Origin of the sequence: Paludibacterium flexuosum, from assembly GCF_037076605.1 — a bacterium.
Classification (GTDB): Bacteria; Pseudomonadota; Gammaproteobacteria; order Burkholderiales; family Chromobacteriaceae; genus Paludibacterium.
Genome location: NZ_AP029060.1, coordinates 2,486,462 through 2,503,022 on the forward strand (window position 1 = coordinate 2,486,462; position 16,561 = coordinate 2,503,022).

A 16,561-nucleotide genomic window follows, 5' to 3' on the forward strand; every position below is an offset into this window, starting at 1 on the left:
GAATTGCCTGCTTTTTTGAAATTAAGTGTTGACGAGGGTGGTCCTTCCGCGTATAGTTCACCTCCTCAGCTGCAGCAACACACGCAGCACCGCTCTTTAACAAAACGAACAACCGATAGGTGTGAGTGCCGGGAAAGACCGACACTTGCACTGCAAGAGACAGAAAAAAAACCTTACGGGGTTCTTTTGAAGTCCTTGCGTGCCAGATAGTACGAAAAGCATAGAGATTGAACTGAAGAGTTTGATCCTGGCTCAGATTGAACGCTGGCGGCATGCTTTACACATGCAAGTCGAACGGCAGCACGGGAGCTTGCTCCTGGTGGCGAGTGGCGAACGGGTGAGTAATGCGTCGGAACGTGCCGAGTAATGGGGGATAACGCAGCGAAAGTTGTGCTAATACCGCATACGCTCTGAGGAGGAAAGCGGGGGACCTTTGGGCCTCGCGTTATTCGAGCGGCCGACGTCTGATTAGCTAGTTGGTGGGGTAAAGGCCCACCAAGGCGACGATCAGTAGCGGGTCTGAGAGGATGATCCGCCACACTGGGACTGAGACACGGCCCAGACTCCTACGGGAGGCAGCAGTGGGGAATTTTGGACAATGGGGGCAACCCTGATCCAGCCATGCCGCGTGTCTGAAGAAGGCCTTCGGGTTGTAAAGGACTTTTGTCAGGGAGCAAATCCTGCTTGTGAATAATGAGCGGGGATGAGAGTACCTGAAGAATAAGCACCGGCTAACTACGTGCCAGCAGCCGCGGTAATACGTAGGGTGCAAGCGTTAATCGGAATTACTGGGCGTAAAGCGTGCGCAGGCGGTTTTGCAAGTCTGATGTGAAAGCCCCGGGCTCAACCTGGGAACGGCATTGGAGACTGCAAGGCTAGAGTGCGTCAGAGGGGGGTAGAATTCCACGTGTAGCAGTGAAATGCGTAGAGATGTGGAGGAATACCGATGGCGAAGGCAGCCCCCTGGGATGACACTGACGCTCATGCACGAAAGCGTGGGGAGCAAACAGGATTAGATACCCTGGTAGTCCACGCCCTAAACGATGTCAACTAGCTGTTGGGGGTTTGAATCCTTGGTAGCGTAGCTAACGCGAGAAGTTGACCGCCTGGGGAGTACGGCCGCAAGGTTAAAACTCAAAGGAATTGACGGGGACCCGCACAAGCGGTGGATGATGTGGATTAATTCGATGCAACGCGAAAAACCTTACCTGCTCTTGACATGTACCGAAGCCCGAAGAGATTTGGGTGTGCCCGAAAGGGAGCGGTAACACAGGTGCTGCATGGCTGTCGTCAGCTCGTGTCGTGAGATGTTGGGTTAAGTCCCGCAACGAGCGCAACCCTTGTCATTAGTTGCCATCATTAAGTTGGGCACTCTAATGAGACTGCCGGTGACAAACCGGAGGAAGGTGGGGATGACGTCAAGTCCTCATGGCCCTTATGAGCAGGGCTTCACACGTCATACAATGGTCGGTACAGAGGGTCGCGAAGCCGCGAGGTGGAGCCAATCTCAAAAAACCGATCGTAGTCCGGATCGCACTCTGCAACTCGAGTGCGTGAAGTCGGAATCGCTAGTAATCGCAGATCAGCATGCTGCGGTGAATACGTTCCCGGGTCTTGTACACACCGCCCGTCACACCATGGGAGTGGGGGATACCAGAAGTGGGTAGGCTAACCGCAAGGAGGCCGCTTACCACGGTATGCTTCATGACTGGGGTGAAGTCGTAACAAGGTAGCCGTAGGGGAACCTGCGGCTGGATCACCTCCTTTCTAGAGAAAGTCGATCCTGGTACTCACAGCCTATCGGTTGTTCAGCGAGTGGAATGGTAATCAGAGGGCCTGAGGGGTCTTGTGATTAGCGTTTCAAGCGCATTGATCTTTAACAAACTGAAGAAGCCGAATACAAAATTGATTCTGAGCCAGGATGGTTTCATCCTCGTTTGGATTCAACTTTGGGTAATTGTATGTATCGACGTTTTGCCGGTAGAGGTACCGGCAAGGCGAGTGCGCAAGGCCCTTGAAATGATAGGGTCAAGCGAGTAAGTGCATCTGGTGGATGCCTTGGCGATCATAGGCGATGAAGGACGTGTAAGCCTGCGAAAAGCGCGGGGGAGCTGGCAATAGAGCTTTGATCCCGCGATGTCCGAATGGGGAAACCCGGCCCTTAGGGGTCACTCCCACCTGAACACATAGGGTGGGTAGAGCGAACGCGGAGAACTGAAACATCTAAGTACCCGCAGGAAAAGAAATCAACCGAGATTCCGTGAGTAGTGGTGAGCGAAAATGGAAGAGCCTGTACGTTTTAGCCGTTGAGTTAGTGGAAGAGTCTGGAAAGGCTCGCCGTAGTGGGTGATAGCCCCGTACACGAAAACTGAATGGTGGCACTGAGCGTACGACAAGTAGGGCGGGACACGAGAAATCCTGTCTGAAGATGGGGGGACCATCCTCCAAGGCTAAATACTCATGATCGACCGATAGTGAACCAGTACCGTGAGGGAAAGGCGAAAAGAACCCCGGGAGGGGAGTGAAATAGAACCTGAAACCGGATGCATACAAACAGTGGGAGCCTCGCAAGGGGTGACTGCGTACCTTTTGTATAATGGGTCAGCGACTTACGTTCAGTAGCGAGCTTAACCGAATAGGGGAGGCGTAGCGAAAGCGAGTCCGAATAGGGCGCTTCAGTTGCTGGGCGTAGACCCGAAACCGAGTGATCTATCCATGGCCAGGATGAAGGTGCGGTAACACGCACTGGAGGTCCGAACCCACTAATGTTGCAAAATTAGGGGATGAGCTGTGGATAGGGGTGAAAGGCTAAACAAACTCGGAGATAGCTGGTTCTCCCCGAAAACTATTTAGGTAGTGCCTCATGTATCACTTCCGGGGGTAAAGCACTGTTATGGCTAGGGGGTCATTGCGACTTACCAACCCATGGCAAACTCTGAATACCGGAAAGTGCGAGCATGGGAGACAGACGGTGGGTGCTAACGTCCATCGTCAAGAGGGAAACAACCCAGACCGCCAGCTAAGGTCCCAAATGATCAGTTAAGTGGTAAACGAAGTGGGAAGGCCCAGACAGCCAGGATGTTGGCTTAGAAGCAGCCATCATTTAAAGAAAGCGTAATAGCTCACTGGTCGAGTCGTCCTGCGCGGAAGATGTAACGGGGCTCAAACTGATAACCGAAGCTGCGGATTTGCACGCGAGTGCAAGTGGTAGGGGAGCGTTCTGTAGGTCTGTGAAGGTGTGTCGAAAGGCATGCTGGAGATATCAGAAGTGCGAATGCTGACATGAGTAGCGATAAAGCGGGTGAAAAGCCCGCTCACCGAAAGCCCAAGGTTTCCTACGCAACGTTCATCGGCGTAGGGTGAGTCGGCCCCTAAGGCGAGGCAGAAATGCGTAGTCGATGGGAAACTGGTTAACATTCCAGTACTTTCATACAGTGCGATGGGGGGACGGAGAAGGTTAGGTCAGCCAACTGTTGGAATAGTTGGTTCAAGCTGGTAGGCGGGACACGCAGGCAAATCCACGTGTTCGTTAACGCCGAGAAGTGATAACGAGGGTCTACGGACCTGAAGTGACTGATACCCTGCTTCCAGGAAAAGCCTCTAAGCTTCAGCTGTATGAGAACCGTACCGCAAACCGACACAGGTGGGCAGGAAGAAAATTCTAAGGTGCTTGAGAGAACTCAGGAGAAGGAACTCGGCAAATTGATACCGTAACTTCGGGAGAAGGTATGCCTCTTAGGGTGTAGGACTTCGCGTCCGAAGCTTTGAGAGGTCGCAGAGAATCGGTGGCTGCGACTGTTTATCAAAAACACAGCACTGTGCCAACACGAAAGTGGACGTATACGGTGTGACGCCTGCCCGGTGCCGGAAGGTTAAGTGATGGGGTGCAAGCTCTTGATCGAAGCCCCGGTAAACGGCGGCCGTAACTATAACGGTCCTAAGGTAGCGAAATTCCTTGTCGGGTAAGTTCCGACCCGCACGAATGGCGTAACGATGGCCACACTGTCTCCTCCTGAGACTCAGCGAAGTTGAAATGTTTGTGAAGATGCAATCTACCCGCTGCTAGACGGAAAGACCCCGTGAACCTTTACTGTAGCTTTGCATGGGACTTTGAACAGACTTGTGTAGGATAGGTGGGAGGCTATGAAGCGTGAACGCTAGTTTGCGTGGAGCCGTCCTTGAAATACCACCCTGGTGTGTTTGAGGTTCTAACCTAGGTCCGTGATCCGGATCGGGGACAGTGCATGGTAGGCAGTTTGACTGGGGCGGTCTCCTCCCAAAGTGTAACGGAGGAGTTCGAAGGTCACCTAGGTACGGTCGGAAATCGTGCTGATAGTGCAATGGCAAAAGGTGGCTTAACTGCGAGACCGACAAGTCGAGCAGGTGCGAAAGCAGGACATAGTGATCCGGTGGTTCTGAATGGAAGGGCCATCGCTCAACGGATAAAAGGTACTCCGGGGATAACAGGCTGATTCCGCCCAAGAGTTCACATCGACGGCGGAGTTTGGCACCTCGATGTCGGCTCATCACATCCTGGGGCTGTAGCCGGTCCCAAGGGTATGGCTGTTCGCCATTTAAAGTGGTACGCGAGCTGGGTTCAAAACGTCGTGAGACAGTTTGGTCCCTATCTGCAGTGGGCGTTGGAAGTTTGACGGGGGCTGCTCCTAGTACGAGAGGACCGGAGTGGACGAACCTCTGGTGTACCGGTTGTCACGCCAGTGGCATCGCCGGGTAGCTAAGTTCGGAAGAGATAACCGCTGAAAGCATCTAAGCGGGAAACTCGCCTGAAGATGAGACTTCCCTGAGGGCTAGACCCTCCTGAAGAGTCGTTCGAGACCAGGACGTTGATAGGTCGGGTGTGGAAGCGCTGTGAGGCGTGAAGCTAACCGATACTAATGGCTCGTGAGGCTTGATCCTATCATTTGATGGGCTTTGTGCCCGATACATACGAATTCAAACCAAACGGCTTCTGCAGTTTGTAGACAGTTTATGTCTGGCGGCCATAGCGAGGTGGTCCCACGCCTTCCCATCCCGAACAGGACCGTGAAACGCCTTAGCGCCGATGATAGTGCGGCATTCGCCGTGTGAAAGTAGGACACTGCCAGACTCCCCATGCAAAGCCCAGACCTTCAGGTCTGGGCTTTTTGCTTTGTGCATGCGACAGGTTCAGCAAGTCAGATCGCTTGTAATCGACGCAAAACCTCGTCTGCCGACAAGTTGCCTCCCAGTGTCAGATCGGTCGCGATGAACGTGATCTCATGGCAGACCCCGCGAGCGCTCAGCAGTAGTTGGCTATTGCCGTCTGCCAGTCGCACGGTGGCTGATTCGATGCTGGAAGGCCAGTGCAGTGTATCTACCCCCAACTCGAAGTCGGCGACAGTGTCCTGCCCGTCCAGGTCTTCTGCCTGCCAGACAAACTGGTCGCGCCCGGCACCGCCGTACATCCAGTCGTGGCCCGGGCCGCCATGCAATAGGTCGTCCTCCTCGCCGCCTCGCAGCAAATCATTGCCTGCTCCACCCGACAGGTGGTCCTTGCCCTGGTGTCCATGCAGCTCATCATCGCCGTGGTTGCCCCAAAGTGAATCATGACCGGCAAATCCCTCCAGAAAATCGTCTCCTTCGCCGCCAGAGAGCAGATCGTCACCGTCATCACCTGCGAGATCATCCACCCCGTCGCCCCCGCTCAGACAGTCATGCCCCGGCCCGCCGCGCAAGGTATCGTCACCCTCTTCGCCCCACAGCCAGTCATTACCCGTCTCCCCATAGAGATAATCATTGTCTTCACCGCCAAACATCAGGTCATCACCGTCCTGTCCGTGGAGAAAATCCTCCCGTTGGCCGCCTTCCAGCCAGTCTGGCCCCGGGCTGCCCTGCAGCCGGTCCGATTCGGCGCTGCCGATTATCCATGGGAGGTGGTCCGACGCGAAAGGTGATGCCTGGTACTGCGTTGCAAGCAGCTGCATGGTCTGTCTCCTGTTGGAAAGTGTTGTCGCACGAGGCACCTACCTTAGCTCAGGCAACTGCACCTCAGACAGGGACGGCTCATGTTCTGACTGTGTTTTGGGGATGATGCTGTGTGTTTTACCGCGACGGTCAGAATCCCCCCACAAACATCGCACTGGCTTCGTCGTACGCTGCGGAGGTGCATCCAGCGTGATGTCTGGTGCGAATCTACAGAGGAATAGAGATCATGTTGCAACAGCAGACAGCGGCAAGCGGCAGCGAGCGTGTGACGTCAGGTGGTCGTTTGGTGAAGATGGCTCCGCCGCAAGGTGGGCGTATCGAAGGGGGACACGACAACGATATATTGGTTGGACGGGGACTGGATGATTATCTGTATGGCGCAGCGGGCAATGATGTCCTGATCGGTGGCGCCGGCAATGATTATCTGGAGGGTGGGGAGGGGGATGATCTGCTGTGGGGGCAGAGCGGTGATGATGTGATGCATGGTGGCCCGGGCAATGATCGCTTGCTGGGCGGCTATGGCATGGATGATCTGGGGGGCGAGGCCGGCAATGACCATTTGTATGGTGGACCGGGCGATGACTATATCGAGGGCGCGAGTGGGGATGATGAACTGGATGGCGGCGCGGGAGATGACGAACTGTACGGACAAGAGGGGGCGGATACGTTGTCAGGCGGGCCCGGCAATGACCAGCTGTTTGGCGGGGAGGGTGATGACCGGCTGCGCGGTGGACCGGGCCATGACTGGATCAGTGGCGGAGATGGACATGACCGGTTTATCTGGCTGGCGGAAGAGATGGACGGGCAGGACACCATCGTGGATTTCGAGCTGGGGGTGGATTCCCTGCGATGGCCTGCCTGCGTGGCCTCGATCGGCTTGCAGTCCTCTCCGGCGGGTAGCCGACTGTCGCTGAACGGACCCGAGTGTCACCACGAAATACGCTTTGTTGCCTCGGATCTGACGCTGGCCGGGACGCTCTCGACCGATGAGGTATTGCGCCGCTTGCAGGCGGACTGAACCAGGTCGTCGGCTATCAAGATCACGCCCCGCGGAAAGATCGGCGGGGCGTGGTCTTCCCGGAAGTCGGGATCAGCTGTCGATGCGCTCGATCTGGGCACCGACGGCGCTGAGTTTCTTTTCGATGTGCTCGTAGCCGCGGTCCAGATGGTAGATGCGATCTACATAGGTATCACCATCGGCCACCAGGCCGGCAATCACCAGGCTGGCGGAGGCGCGCAGGTCGGTGGCCATCACCGTGGCGCCGGAGAGCTTCTCGACGCCCTTGATGATGGCAGTATTGCCCTCCACCTCGATCTGCGCCCCCATGCGATTGAGCTCTGGCACGTGCATGAAGCGGTTTTCGAAGATGGTTTCGGTGACGACGGCCGTCCCTTCGGCCACGCAGTTGAGCGTCATCAGCTGCGCCTGCATGTCGGTCGGGAAGGCCGGATAAGGCAGGGTGCGGGCATTGACCGCCTTGGGACGGTGCTTCATGTCGAGCGAGATCCAGTCGCTGCCGGCTTCGATGACCGCGCCGGTTTCGGCCAGCTTGTCCAGAACCGCATCCATGGAGGACGGGTCGGCATTGCGCAGCACCAGATGACCGCGGGTCATGGCGGCGGCAACCAGGAAGGTACCGGCTTCGATGCGGTCCGGCATGATGGCATGTTCAGCACCATGCAGGCGTTCGACCCCATGGATCTCCAGTCGATCCGTGCCGATGCCGCTGATGTCGGCGCCCATCTTGTTGAGGCACAGTGCCAGATCGGTGATTTCCGGCTCGCGCGCGGCATTTTCCAGCACGGTGGTGCCTTCGGCCAGCACGGCGGCCATCAGCAGGTTTTCCGTGGCGCCGACACTGACCATATCCATGACGATATTGGTGCCGCGCAGGCGTTTGGCGCGCGCCTTGACGTAACCGTGCTCAATGATGACCTCTGCCCCCATGGCGACCAGCCCCTTGATGTGCAGGTCGACCGGGCGGCTGCCGATGGCGCAGCCGCCGGGCAGGGAGACGGTGGCTTCGCCGAAACGCGCCAGGGTCGGGCCGAGCACCAGGATGGAAGCGCGCATGGTCTTGACCAGATCGTAGGGCGCGACCAGATTGTCGATGGCCGAGGCCGTGATCTCGATTTCATGCACGTTGTCGGTCATGACCCGCGCGCCCATCTCCTGCAGCAGTTTCTGCGTGGTGGCGATATCGCGCAGCATGGGGACGTTGGTCAGCTTGAGGGTGTCGGCGGTCAGCAGACCGGCGCACAGGATGGGCAGGGCGGCGTTCTTGGCACCGGAAACCCGGATTTCGCCCTTGAGCGGGCCGTTGCCGCAAATATGCAATTTTTCCATGATCTGCGGTCAGCCCTGCTGTTGCTGCCATTCGTCCGGGGTCTTGGCCTTGACGATGGACAGGGCATGGATTTCATTACTGTCCAGGCGCGATTTGATGACTTCCTTCACCATGCGGTGGCGATCGACCAGCCGCTTTCCGGCAAAGGCCTCGGCGACAACGGTCGCGTAAAAGTGATGGCCATCACCCTCGACTTCGAGGTGGGTGCAGTCCAGTCCGGCGGCAATGTATTGCTTGACCTGTTCGGCGGTAACCATGAGTGTTCCTGAAAAAGAATGCTAGCGGCGCAGCTTGTAGCCGGAATGGATCAGCCACAAGGCCATTGCCGATATGAAGACGAAGCTTGCCCCGACGACGCTGAATGCCAGCCATGGGCTGGTATCCGACTGGGCGAAGAAGCCGTAGCGGAAGCCGTCGATCATGTAGAAGACCGGGTTGAAGTGCGACACGGCCTTCCAGAAGGGGGGCAAGGTGTGTATCGAGTAAAACACCCCTGACAGGAAAGTCAGCGGCATGATCAAAAAGTTCTGAAAGGCAGCCAGCTGGTCGAATTTTTCCGCCCAGATGCCCGCAACGACGCCAAGCGCGCCGAGCGCCCCACAGCCGAGTACGGCAAAGACCAGCACCCAGAGCGGATGCGCCGGCCAGGGCAGTCCGAACCAGGCCGTCACGACCAGGACTCCCAGACCGACCACCAGACCGCGTACCACGGCAGCCAGCAGGTAGGCGGCAAAGAAGTCCAGTGCCGACAGCGGCGGCAGCAGGAGGAAGACAATATTGCCGGTGATCTTTGACTGGATCAGGCTGGACGAGCCGTTGGCGAAGGCATTTTGCGCCATCGACATCATGGCCAGGCCCGGGATCAGGAAGGTCGTATAGCTGACTCCCGGGTAGGCTTCGATATGCCTTGCCATGGCATGAGAGAAAATCAGCTGATACAGCAGGGCCGTCATGACCGGCGCGGCCACGGTCTGGAACGATACCTTCCAGAAGCGCACCAGTTCTTTCTTCAACAGTGTCAGGAAGCCCTGCATCAGTTGCCTCCTTGCATCATTTTGACAAACACATCTTCCAGATCGGTTTCGATGACCGACAGTTCGCGGATTTCCACGCCGGCTTCGCGCAGGCAGGCCATCACGGATTCGAGTTTGGCGATATCGCTCAGCTGCAGAACGATGCGATCGTCATCACTGGGGCGCTGCAGCGGCTGAAGGGCTGCCGGCAGCGGGGCGGACAGCTTGAGCGCCACTTCGCGGCGCGCACTGTGCGCCAGCAGCCGGCTCTTGTCTTCCAGCGCGATCAGTTTGCCCTTCTTGAGCATGGCGATGCGGCTGCACAGCTCCTGGGCTTCTTCCAGATAGTGGGTGGTGAGCACGATGGTGTGTCCGGCCTGGTTGAGTTCGCGGACGAATACCCACAGGCTTTGCCGCAACTCGACGTCGACGCCGGCTGTCGGCTCGTCCAGCACGATGACTGGCGGACGGTGCACCAGCGCCTGCGCCACCATGACGCGACGCTTCATGCCGCCCGACAAGGCCCGCATATTGGCGTTTGCCTTGTCGGCCAGCCCCAGCTTGAACAACAGCTCATCGATCCAGGCATCGTTGCGTGTCAGGCCAAAATAGCCGGACTGGAACTGCAGGGTTTCGCGCACAGACAGGAAGGGATCGAACACCAGTTCCTGCGGGACGACGCCCAGACTCTGGCGTGCCTGGCGGAAGTCGCGCTGCACGTCGTGCCCCATGACATGGATGCTGCCGCTGTCCGGACGGGTCAGGCCGGCCAAGGCGCTGATCAGGGTGGTCTTGCCGGCGCCGTTCGGGCCGAGCAGGGCGAAGAACTCGCCGGGTTCAACGGTAAAGCTGACTTGATCGAGCGCGGTCAGCGCGCCGAAGTGCTTGCTGACCGACTGAATGGTGATTGCACTAGGCATGGGGGTCCATCATCGGCAAAGAGAGGCGAATTATATGCGCAAGATGGATAACTGTCAGTAGTTGTGGACAGGAAATTGCATAAAAAAGAATGGGTTGTCGGTCATGATATACCGACAACCCATTCGGGGGGCGTGCGTTCAGTGCGCGGCGGAGGCGTCCGGCTTGCGGGCCAGTGGGGCACTGCTTGGTGTCGCGCTGGGCGCGCTGTCCGGGGCCACCAGCTGGTCGATATCGATATCGTCGTTTGGCTTGCCGGCAGCCGGGGCGGAAGCGTCCACCCGATTGCCGTTGATCTGCGCGGCACGGTATTGCAGGTAGGCATCCCGGGTGTAGCTGTAGGGATCCAGCGCGGCCTCGTCGATCGCTTCGCCGGCCTCCAGCAGGCGCTGGCGCTTGTCGACCAGTTGCAGGCCCCAGGCGACGTTGGCGGTGGCCGGTTCCTTGTACAGGATGCGGCGATCCGGCGAGACATAGACCGTGGTCATGGTGCCGATGCCGTCCCGCACGGTGGACGGGCCCAGCAATGGCAGTACCAGGTAGTTGCTGTCTTTCCAGCCCCAGCGGGCCAGCGTGTCGCCCAGGGTGGTCTTGTTGCTTTGCAGGCCCATCGGGGTGGCAAAGTCGACCAGGCCGAAGACCCCGAGGGTGGTATTGACCGCCACCCGCATCAGATCATTCATGGCCTTGACCGGCTGGGCGCTGAGCACATCGTTGACGAAGCTGTAGGCGTCCATCACGTTGTCGAAGAAGTTGCCGACACCGGTACGTACCGGTTGCGGTGTCACCTTGCGATAGGCTTGGGCAACCGGTTTGGCTACTGCACGATCCAGCTTGTCATTGAAGCTGTAGATCGAGCGGTTCAGTGGCTCGTAGGGGTCCTGTGGATTGGCCGGGTGGCTGGCACAGCCGGCTGCCAGCAAGGTGGCGCACAGGGTGGCGATCTGTACGGCTTTCATCAGGAGTTTTCCGTTGACGGTTGAATCAGGCTTTCGATGCCATAGAGTGCTGCCAGCGCCTGCAGGCCGGCAGGCAGACCCTGCAGGTGCAGGCTGGCGCTTTGCGTGCGGCAGGCGCGCTGCAGCTCCAGAATCAGTGCCAGCGCAGCCGAGTCGGCCGTCTGTACGTTGGCCAAGTCCAGCGTCAGGTGGTCGCCCACCTTGAGCTGGCCGGCCAGTTTTTTTGCCAGCTCGCCACAGCGGTCCATGTCGAGCTTGCCTTCAAGCTGGATCTGCATCGATCAGGCACCTGCGTTTTGCGCCAGCTTGGCGTTCTTGTCTTTGAGCGACTTGATCAGGCCGTCGACGCCAGACTTCTGTACCTCGGTATCAAACTGGCTGCGATAGGCGGTAACCAGGCTGGCCCCTTCGACGGTGACGTTGTAGACACGCCAGCCCTGGCTGGTCTTGTACAGGGTGTAATCGACCGATACCGGCTTCTGGTTGCCGCTGCTGTTAGGCAGGGTGACTTCGGTGCGCACGACGGCTTCGGCACCATTGTTGTTCATCACGGCATTCGGCTTGACGTCGATCTGGGCGTTCTTGTAACGCGTCATGGTCGAGGCATAAACGCGGATCAGCAGGGTCTGGAACTGGGTGGTCAGTTCATCCTGCTGGGCCGGTGTGGCGATACGCCAGTTCTTGCCGACGGCGTAGGCGGTCATGCGCTTGAAGTCGAACTTGGGGATGACCATGCTTTCGATCTGGTCACGAACCTTGCGCGTGTTGCGGCCATCTTCCTTCTTCAGGACATCCAGCACTTGCTTGGAGTTGTCGCGCACGAAGTCGACCGGCGACACGTCCGCGTGGGCCAGGGCCGGCAAAGCCAGCGTGAACAGGGACAGCAGGGTAAAGAGCAGTTTTTTCATGGTGCTATTTCATTCCGGCAGTTAAAGTGGTTGTTACTGGGCCGCGCTGGCGTTCTTGCCACTGTGCGCATCGCCCTTTTCGGCAAAATTGAGCATGAACTTGCTGATCAGCTGTTCCAGCACCAGGGCCGACGAGGTAATGGTGATGCGCTCGCCCGGCTTGAGGTTGTCCGGATCGCCGCCTTCGGTCAGGCCGATGTACTGTTCGCCCAGCAGGCCCGAGGTCAGGATTTCGGCACTGGTATCGCGGCTGAACTGGTAACGCTTGTCGACCGCCAGGGTGACATGGGCCACATAGCGCTGCGTGTCCAGGTCAATATTGGTCACACGACCAACCACTACCCCGGAGGACTTCACCGGCGCCTTGATTTTCAGTCCGCCGATATTGTCGAAATCGGCCGTCAGTACATAGGTGCTGTCGGCGCTTTGCGGGGTCAGGTTGGCCACCTTGAGCGACAGGAAGGTGATGCAGGCAATGCCGATGGCGACAAACAAGCCGACCCACAGATCAATAGTAGAGCGTTTCATTGGTTTTTCTTCCTAAAACATGAAGGCTGTCAGCACAAAATCGAGTGCCAGGATCACCAGTGCCGAGGTCACCACCGTGCGGGTGGTGGCGGCGGAGACACCCGCCGCGGTCGGCGTGGCATCGTAACCCTCGAAAACAGCGATCAGTGTGACGGCGATACCGAAGACCAGGCTCTTGATCAGCCCGTTGATGACGTCATAGTGGAGATCGACGGAGTTATTCATCTGGGACCAGTAGGTTCCCTGGTCCAGGCCGATCATTACCACCCCGACCAGATAGCCGCCGAAAATCCCCATGACATTGAACAAGGCCGCCAGGACCGGCATGGAGATCACCCCGGCCCAGAAGCGGGGTGCCACTACCCGTGCCACCGGATTGACGGCCATGACACTCATGGCATCGAGTTGCTCGGTGGTTTTCATCAGGCCGATTTCCGCCGTCATGGCCGAACCGGAGCGGCTGGCGAACAGCAGGGCGGCCAGCACCGGGCCAAGCTCGCGCAGCAGGGACAGGGCGACCAGCGCGCCGAGGGCATCGGCCGAGCCGAAGCGCGACAGCGTGTTGTAGCCTTGCAGCCCCAGCACCATGCCGACGAACAGCCCGGACACGATGATGATGATCAGTGACAGCACGCCGGCGAAATACACCTCGCGAATCACCAGGGAGAAGCGCAGCAGGCTCTGGCCCGAGTACATCAGGATGGCGACCAGGAAGCGGCTGGCATAACCCAGACGCCAGATGCCGTTGATGGTGCTGTGACCCAGCTTGCGCAAGGGAGAGGTCAGAAACTCAGGCATGCGTGCCTCCCTGCAGATCGAGGTCGGCCATCAGCTCGCTGCCGGCCGGATAGGCAAAATGTACCGGGCCGTCGGCCTCGCCGTGCACGAACTGGTGGACCCAGGGGGATTCGGCTGCCCGCACCTGATCCGGCGTGCCTTCGGCAATGATTTCGCCATTGGCGACGAAATACACGTGGTCGACGATATCGAGGGATTTGTGTACGTCGTGCGTCACCATGATGGCACTGGTGCCCAGTGCGTCATTGAGCTTCTTGATCAGCAGCGCAATGACGCCGAGCGAAATCGGATCCAGACCGGTGAAGGGCTCGTCATAGAGCATCAGGGCCGGGTCGAGCGCAATGGCGCGGGCCAGCGCGACCCGGCGCGCCATGCCGCCGGACAGTTCGGACGGCATGAGATTCTGGGTGCCGCGCAGACCGACAGCGTTGAGCTTCATGACCACCAGATCACGGATCATGCTTTCCGGCAGGTCGGTATGCTCGCGCAGCGGGAAGGCGACGTTGTCGAAGACCGACAAGTCGGTGAACAGGGCGCCGAATTGAAACAGCATGCCCATGCGGCGACGATGGGCAAACAGTTCTGCGTGCCCCATCTTCGCCACGTCCTTGCCATCAACCAGCACTTCGCCATGCTGCGGACGATACTGACCGGAGATCAGTCGCAGCAGCGTGGTCTTGCCGCTGCCGCTGCCGCCCATGATGGCGACGAGCTGTCCGCGCGGGATGCGCAAATTGATATTCTTCAGAATCGGTCGTCTGCCATAGGCAAAACTGACGTTTCTGAGCTCAATAAAAAAATCAGAAGACACGGATAACCCGATGTTATTTGAAAGTGAACAAAGGTGAATTATTGCTGTGCATCAATTGCAAGTTTATAGAGTTGCACCAAATAAGCCAAATCTTCGGCAAATTCAATGACAAAGGTGTGTGAAGCGCACCGGCTGGTGCCGGTGCGCCCGGGACGGACTCAAATGCCGCGCAGCAGGTCGTTGATGCTGGTCTTGGCACGGGTCTTGGCGTCCACTTTCTTGACGATGACCGCGCAGTAAAGGCTGTAGGTACCATCCTTCGAGGGCAGATTGCCGGAGACGACCACCGAGCCGGCCGGCACGCGGCCGTAGTGGATTTCACCGGTTTCGCGATCATAGATGCGGGTGGACTGGCCGATGTAGACCCCCATGGAAATGACCGAGCCCTCTTCGACGATCACCCCTTCGACGATTTCTGAACGCGCACCGATGAAGCAGTTGTCTTCGATGATGGTCGGATTGGCCTGAAGGGGCTCCAGCACCCCGCCGATGCCGACACCGCCGGACAGGTGGACATTCTTGCCGATCTGGGCGCAGGAACCGACGGTGGACCAGGTATCGACCATGGTGCCTTCATCCACATAGGCGCCGATATTCACGTACGACGGCATCAGCACGGCGTTCCTGGCGATGAAGGAGCCCTTGCGCACCATCGCATTCGGTACCACGCGGAAACCGCCTTCGCGGAACTGCTTTTCGTTCCAGTCGCCGAACTTGGTCGCCACCTTGTCGTAGTAGCGGGTCACACCATCATCGGTGACCTGGTTCTCGCGGATGCGGAACGACAGCAGCACGGCCTTCTTGACCCACTGGTGCGTGACCCACTGGCCGTCGATTTTCTCCGCCACGCGCAGTCGTCCGCTGTCCAGCTCGCTGATGACCTGGTCGATGGCTGCCTTGAGTTCCGGGCTGACCGTGGTCGGGGTGATATCGGCGCGACGTTCGAAAGATTCTTCGATCAGAGCCTGGATCGGATGCATATGATGTCCTTGCATGGGAATGGGTGGATTCATTGATTCAATTCCGTGATGAATGACTGACAAGATACCGGATACGTTCGGCGGCTTCCACGCATTCTGACAGCGGTGCGACCAGGGCGATGCGGATATAGCCCTGACCCGGGTTGCTGCCATGGGCGTCGCGTGCCAGGAAGGAGCCTGGCAGTACCGTGATGTTTTCCTCGGCCAGCAGGCGGCGGGTAAAGGCCTGGTCATCGCCCCCCGGCACCTTGAGCCACAGATAGAATGATGCGTCCGGCAGCCGGGCACCGAGGCAGTCAGCCAGCAGGGGAACCACCGCATCGAACTTGGCCTGATAGGCGGCGCGGTTGGCTTCGACGTGTGCCTCGTCATCCCAGGCGGCGATGCTGGCGCGCTGGATGGTCGGGCTCATGGCGCTGCCATGATAGGTGCGATACAGCAGGAAGGCTTCCAGCAGCGAGGCATCGCCGGCCACAAAACCGGAACGCAGGCCGGGCGCATTGGAGCGCTTGGACAGGCTGGTAAACATCACGATGCGGCTGAAATCGCGCCCCAGCTGGCGGGCGGCCTGCAGACCGCCGAGCGGCGGCTGACCGAAGTGGATTTCCGAATAGCATTCATCCGAGGCAATCACGAAACCGTGCCGGTCGGAGAGCGCGAACAGCTGACGCCAGTCTTCCAGCGACATCACCGCTCCCGTCGGATTGCCCGGGCTGCAGACGAAGACCACCTGGGTGCGCTGCCAGACTGACTCGGGGACCGATGCCCAGTCCGGCTGGAAATCATTGGCCGCCGTGCAGTTCACATACCAGGGTTCGGCACCGGCCAGCAGGGCCGCCCCTTCATAAATCTGATAGAAGGGATTGGGCGAAATCACCACCGGAGTCTGTTCGCCGCTCGGGTCGATCATGGCCTGAACAAAGGCGAACAGCGCCTCGCGGCTGCCATTGACCGGCAGGATCTCGCGCTCGGTGTCGGCCTCGATGCCATAGCGTCTTTGCAGCCAGCGGCCACAGGCCTGGCGCAGTGCCGGTTCGCCCAGCGTCGGCGGGTAGGCCGCCAGACCGTCCAGCGCCCCGGTGAGGGCATCGCACAGCACGGCGGGTGTCGGGTGTTTCGGTTCGCCGATGGACAGATTGATCGGGGTTTTGCCGGCAGCCGGCACGACACCGGCCAGCAGGGCGCGCAGCCGCTGGAACGGGTAGGGTTGCAGACGCTTCAGCAGAGGATTCACGTGAGGTCTTTCCTGTCGATAAGGCGAATGAAGAATGCAAATAGCTTAACTGAAAAGCCGACCGATTGTACGCAAGCCGGCGCCGGGCCTTGTCAGATCA

Annotated in this window: 14 protein-coding genes and 3 rRNA genes; 4 read left to right on the plus strand and 13 right to left on the minus strand. The window is 58.7% G+C overall.

The genetic code is table 11. The annotated features are described in order from the left end of the window. The first annotated feature begins 229 nt into the window (after positions 1-229). The 3 genes from AACH39_RS11815 (at position 230) to rrf (ending at position 5,107) form a co-directional block, all read left to right on the plus strand. Positions 230-1,767: ribosomal RNA gene (locus AACH39_RS11815) — 16S ribosomal RNA — on the plus strand. Positions 1,768-2,026: 259 nt separating this feature from the next. Next, positions 2,027-4,917: ribosomal RNA gene (locus AACH39_RS11820) — 23S ribosomal RNA — on the plus strand. Between the two features lie 75 nt (positions 4,918-4,992). Next, a 5S ribosomal RNA gene (gene rrf, locus AACH39_RS11825) occupies positions 4,993-5,107 on the plus strand. The 16S, 23S and 5S rRNA genes sit together here, the layout of an rRNA operon. Positions 5,108-5,174: 67 nt before the next feature. Here rrf and AACH39_RS11830 read toward each other — a convergent pair. After that, positions 5,175-5,963 (minus strand): calcium-binding protein, encoded by a 789-nt coding sequence (locus AACH39_RS11830; protein ID WP_338620088.1) that lies wholly within the window; start codon positions 5,961-5,963, stop codon positions 5,175-5,177. Positions 5,964-6,190: 227 nt separating this feature from the next. On the opposite strand from AACH39_RS11830, the gene AACH39_RS11835 reads away from it, so the two are divergent. Beyond that, the gene (locus AACH39_RS11835) at positions 6,191-6,982 is read left to right on the plus strand and encodes a calcium-binding protein (protein WP_215779401.1); all 792 of its coding nucleotides are present in this window, start codon (positions 6,191-6,193) and stop codon (positions 6,980-6,982) included. A gap of 72 nt (positions 6,983-7,054) precedes the next feature. Here AACH39_RS11835 and murA read toward each other — a convergent pair whose 3' ends face one another. The 12 genes from murA to dapC form a co-directional block, all read right to left on the minus strand. Beyond that, positions 7,055-8,311: a UDP-N-acetylglucosamine 1-carboxyvinyltransferase gene (gene murA, locus AACH39_RS11840; RefSeq protein WP_338620090.1), complete on the minus strand. Its 1,257-nt coding sequence runs from the start codon at positions 8,309-8,311 to the stop codon at positions 7,055-7,057. Positions 8,312-8,320: 9 nt separating this feature from the next. Next, the gene (locus tag AACH39_RS11845) at positions 8,321-8,569 is read right to left on the minus strand and encodes a BolA/IbaG family iron-sulfur metabolism protein (RefSeq protein ID WP_215779396.1); all 249 of its coding nucleotides are present in this window, start codon (positions 8,567-8,569) and stop codon (positions 8,321-8,323) included. A 21-nt stretch (positions 8,570-8,590) separates the two neighbouring features. Then, on the minus strand, positions 8,591-9,346 hold the full coding sequence (locus AACH39_RS11850) for an ABC transporter permease (protein ID WP_215779394.1): 756 nt from the start codon (positions 9,344-9,346) through the stop codon (positions 8,591-8,593). After that, positions 9,346-10,245 (minus strand): ABC transporter ATP-binding protein, encoded by a 900-nt coding sequence (locus AACH39_RS11855; RefSeq protein ID WP_215779391.1) that lies wholly within the window; start codon positions 10,243-10,245, stop codon positions 9,346-9,348. The genes AACH39_RS11850 and AACH39_RS11855 overlap by 1 nt, the downstream gene beginning before the upstream one ends. A 138-nt stretch (positions 10,246-10,383) precedes the next feature. After that, positions 10,384-11,202 carry a VacJ family lipoprotein gene (locus AACH39_RS11860; protein WP_215779388.1) on the minus strand — a complete coding sequence of 273 codons (819 nt, stop codon included), beginning with the start codon at positions 11,200-11,202 and terminating at the stop codon, positions 10,384-10,386. After that, positions 11,202-11,480: an STAS domain-containing protein gene (locus AACH39_RS11865; RefSeq protein ID WP_215779386.1), complete on the minus strand. Its 279-nt coding sequence runs from the start codon at positions 11,478-11,480 to the stop codon at positions 11,202-11,204. The genes AACH39_RS11860 and AACH39_RS11865 overlap by 1 nt, the downstream gene beginning before the upstream one ends. Positions 11,481-11,483: 3 nt before the next feature. Next, positions 11,484-12,110 (minus strand): ABC transporter substrate-binding protein, encoded by a 627-nt coding sequence (locus AACH39_RS11870; RefSeq protein ID WP_215779383.1) that lies wholly within the window; start codon positions 12,108-12,110, stop codon positions 11,484-11,486. 33 nt (positions 12,111-12,143) lie between these two features. Further along, positions 12,144-12,638, minus strand: a complete 495-nt coding sequence (mlaD, locus tag AACH39_RS11875; RefSeq protein ID WP_215779381.1) for an outer membrane lipid asymmetry maintenance protein MlaD — start codon at positions 12,636-12,638, stop codon at positions 12,144-12,146. A gap of 12 nt (positions 12,639-12,650) precedes the next feature. Beyond that, positions 12,651-13,436, minus strand: coding sequence for a lipid asymmetry maintenance ABC transporter permease subunit MlaE (mlaE, locus tag AACH39_RS11880; protein WP_215779379.1), 786 nt, complete (start codon positions 13,434-13,436; stop codon positions 12,651-12,653). Then, positions 13,429-14,247 carry an ABC transporter ATP-binding protein gene (locus AACH39_RS11885; protein ID WP_215779377.1) on the minus strand — a complete coding sequence of 273 codons (819 nt, stop codon included), beginning with the start codon at positions 14,245-14,247 and terminating at the stop codon, positions 13,429-13,431. The genes mlaE and AACH39_RS11885 overlap by 8 nt, the downstream gene beginning before the upstream one ends. A gap of 158 nt (positions 14,248-14,405) precedes the next feature. Continuing rightward, positions 14,406-15,227 (minus strand): 2,3,4,5-tetrahydropyridine-2,6-dicarboxylate N-succinyltransferase, encoded by an 822-nt coding sequence (gene dapD, locus AACH39_RS11890; RefSeq protein WP_215779375.1) that lies wholly within the window; start codon positions 15,225-15,227, stop codon positions 14,406-14,408. Between the two features lie 37 nt (positions 15,228-15,264). After that, positions 15,265-16,461 carry a succinyldiaminopimelate transaminase gene (gene dapC / locus AACH39_RS11895; RefSeq protein ID WP_215779372.1) on the minus strand — a complete coding sequence of 399 codons (1,197 nt, stop codon included), beginning with the start codon at positions 16,459-16,461 and terminating at the stop codon, positions 15,265-15,267. Positions 16,462-16,561 lie beyond the last annotated feature (100 nt).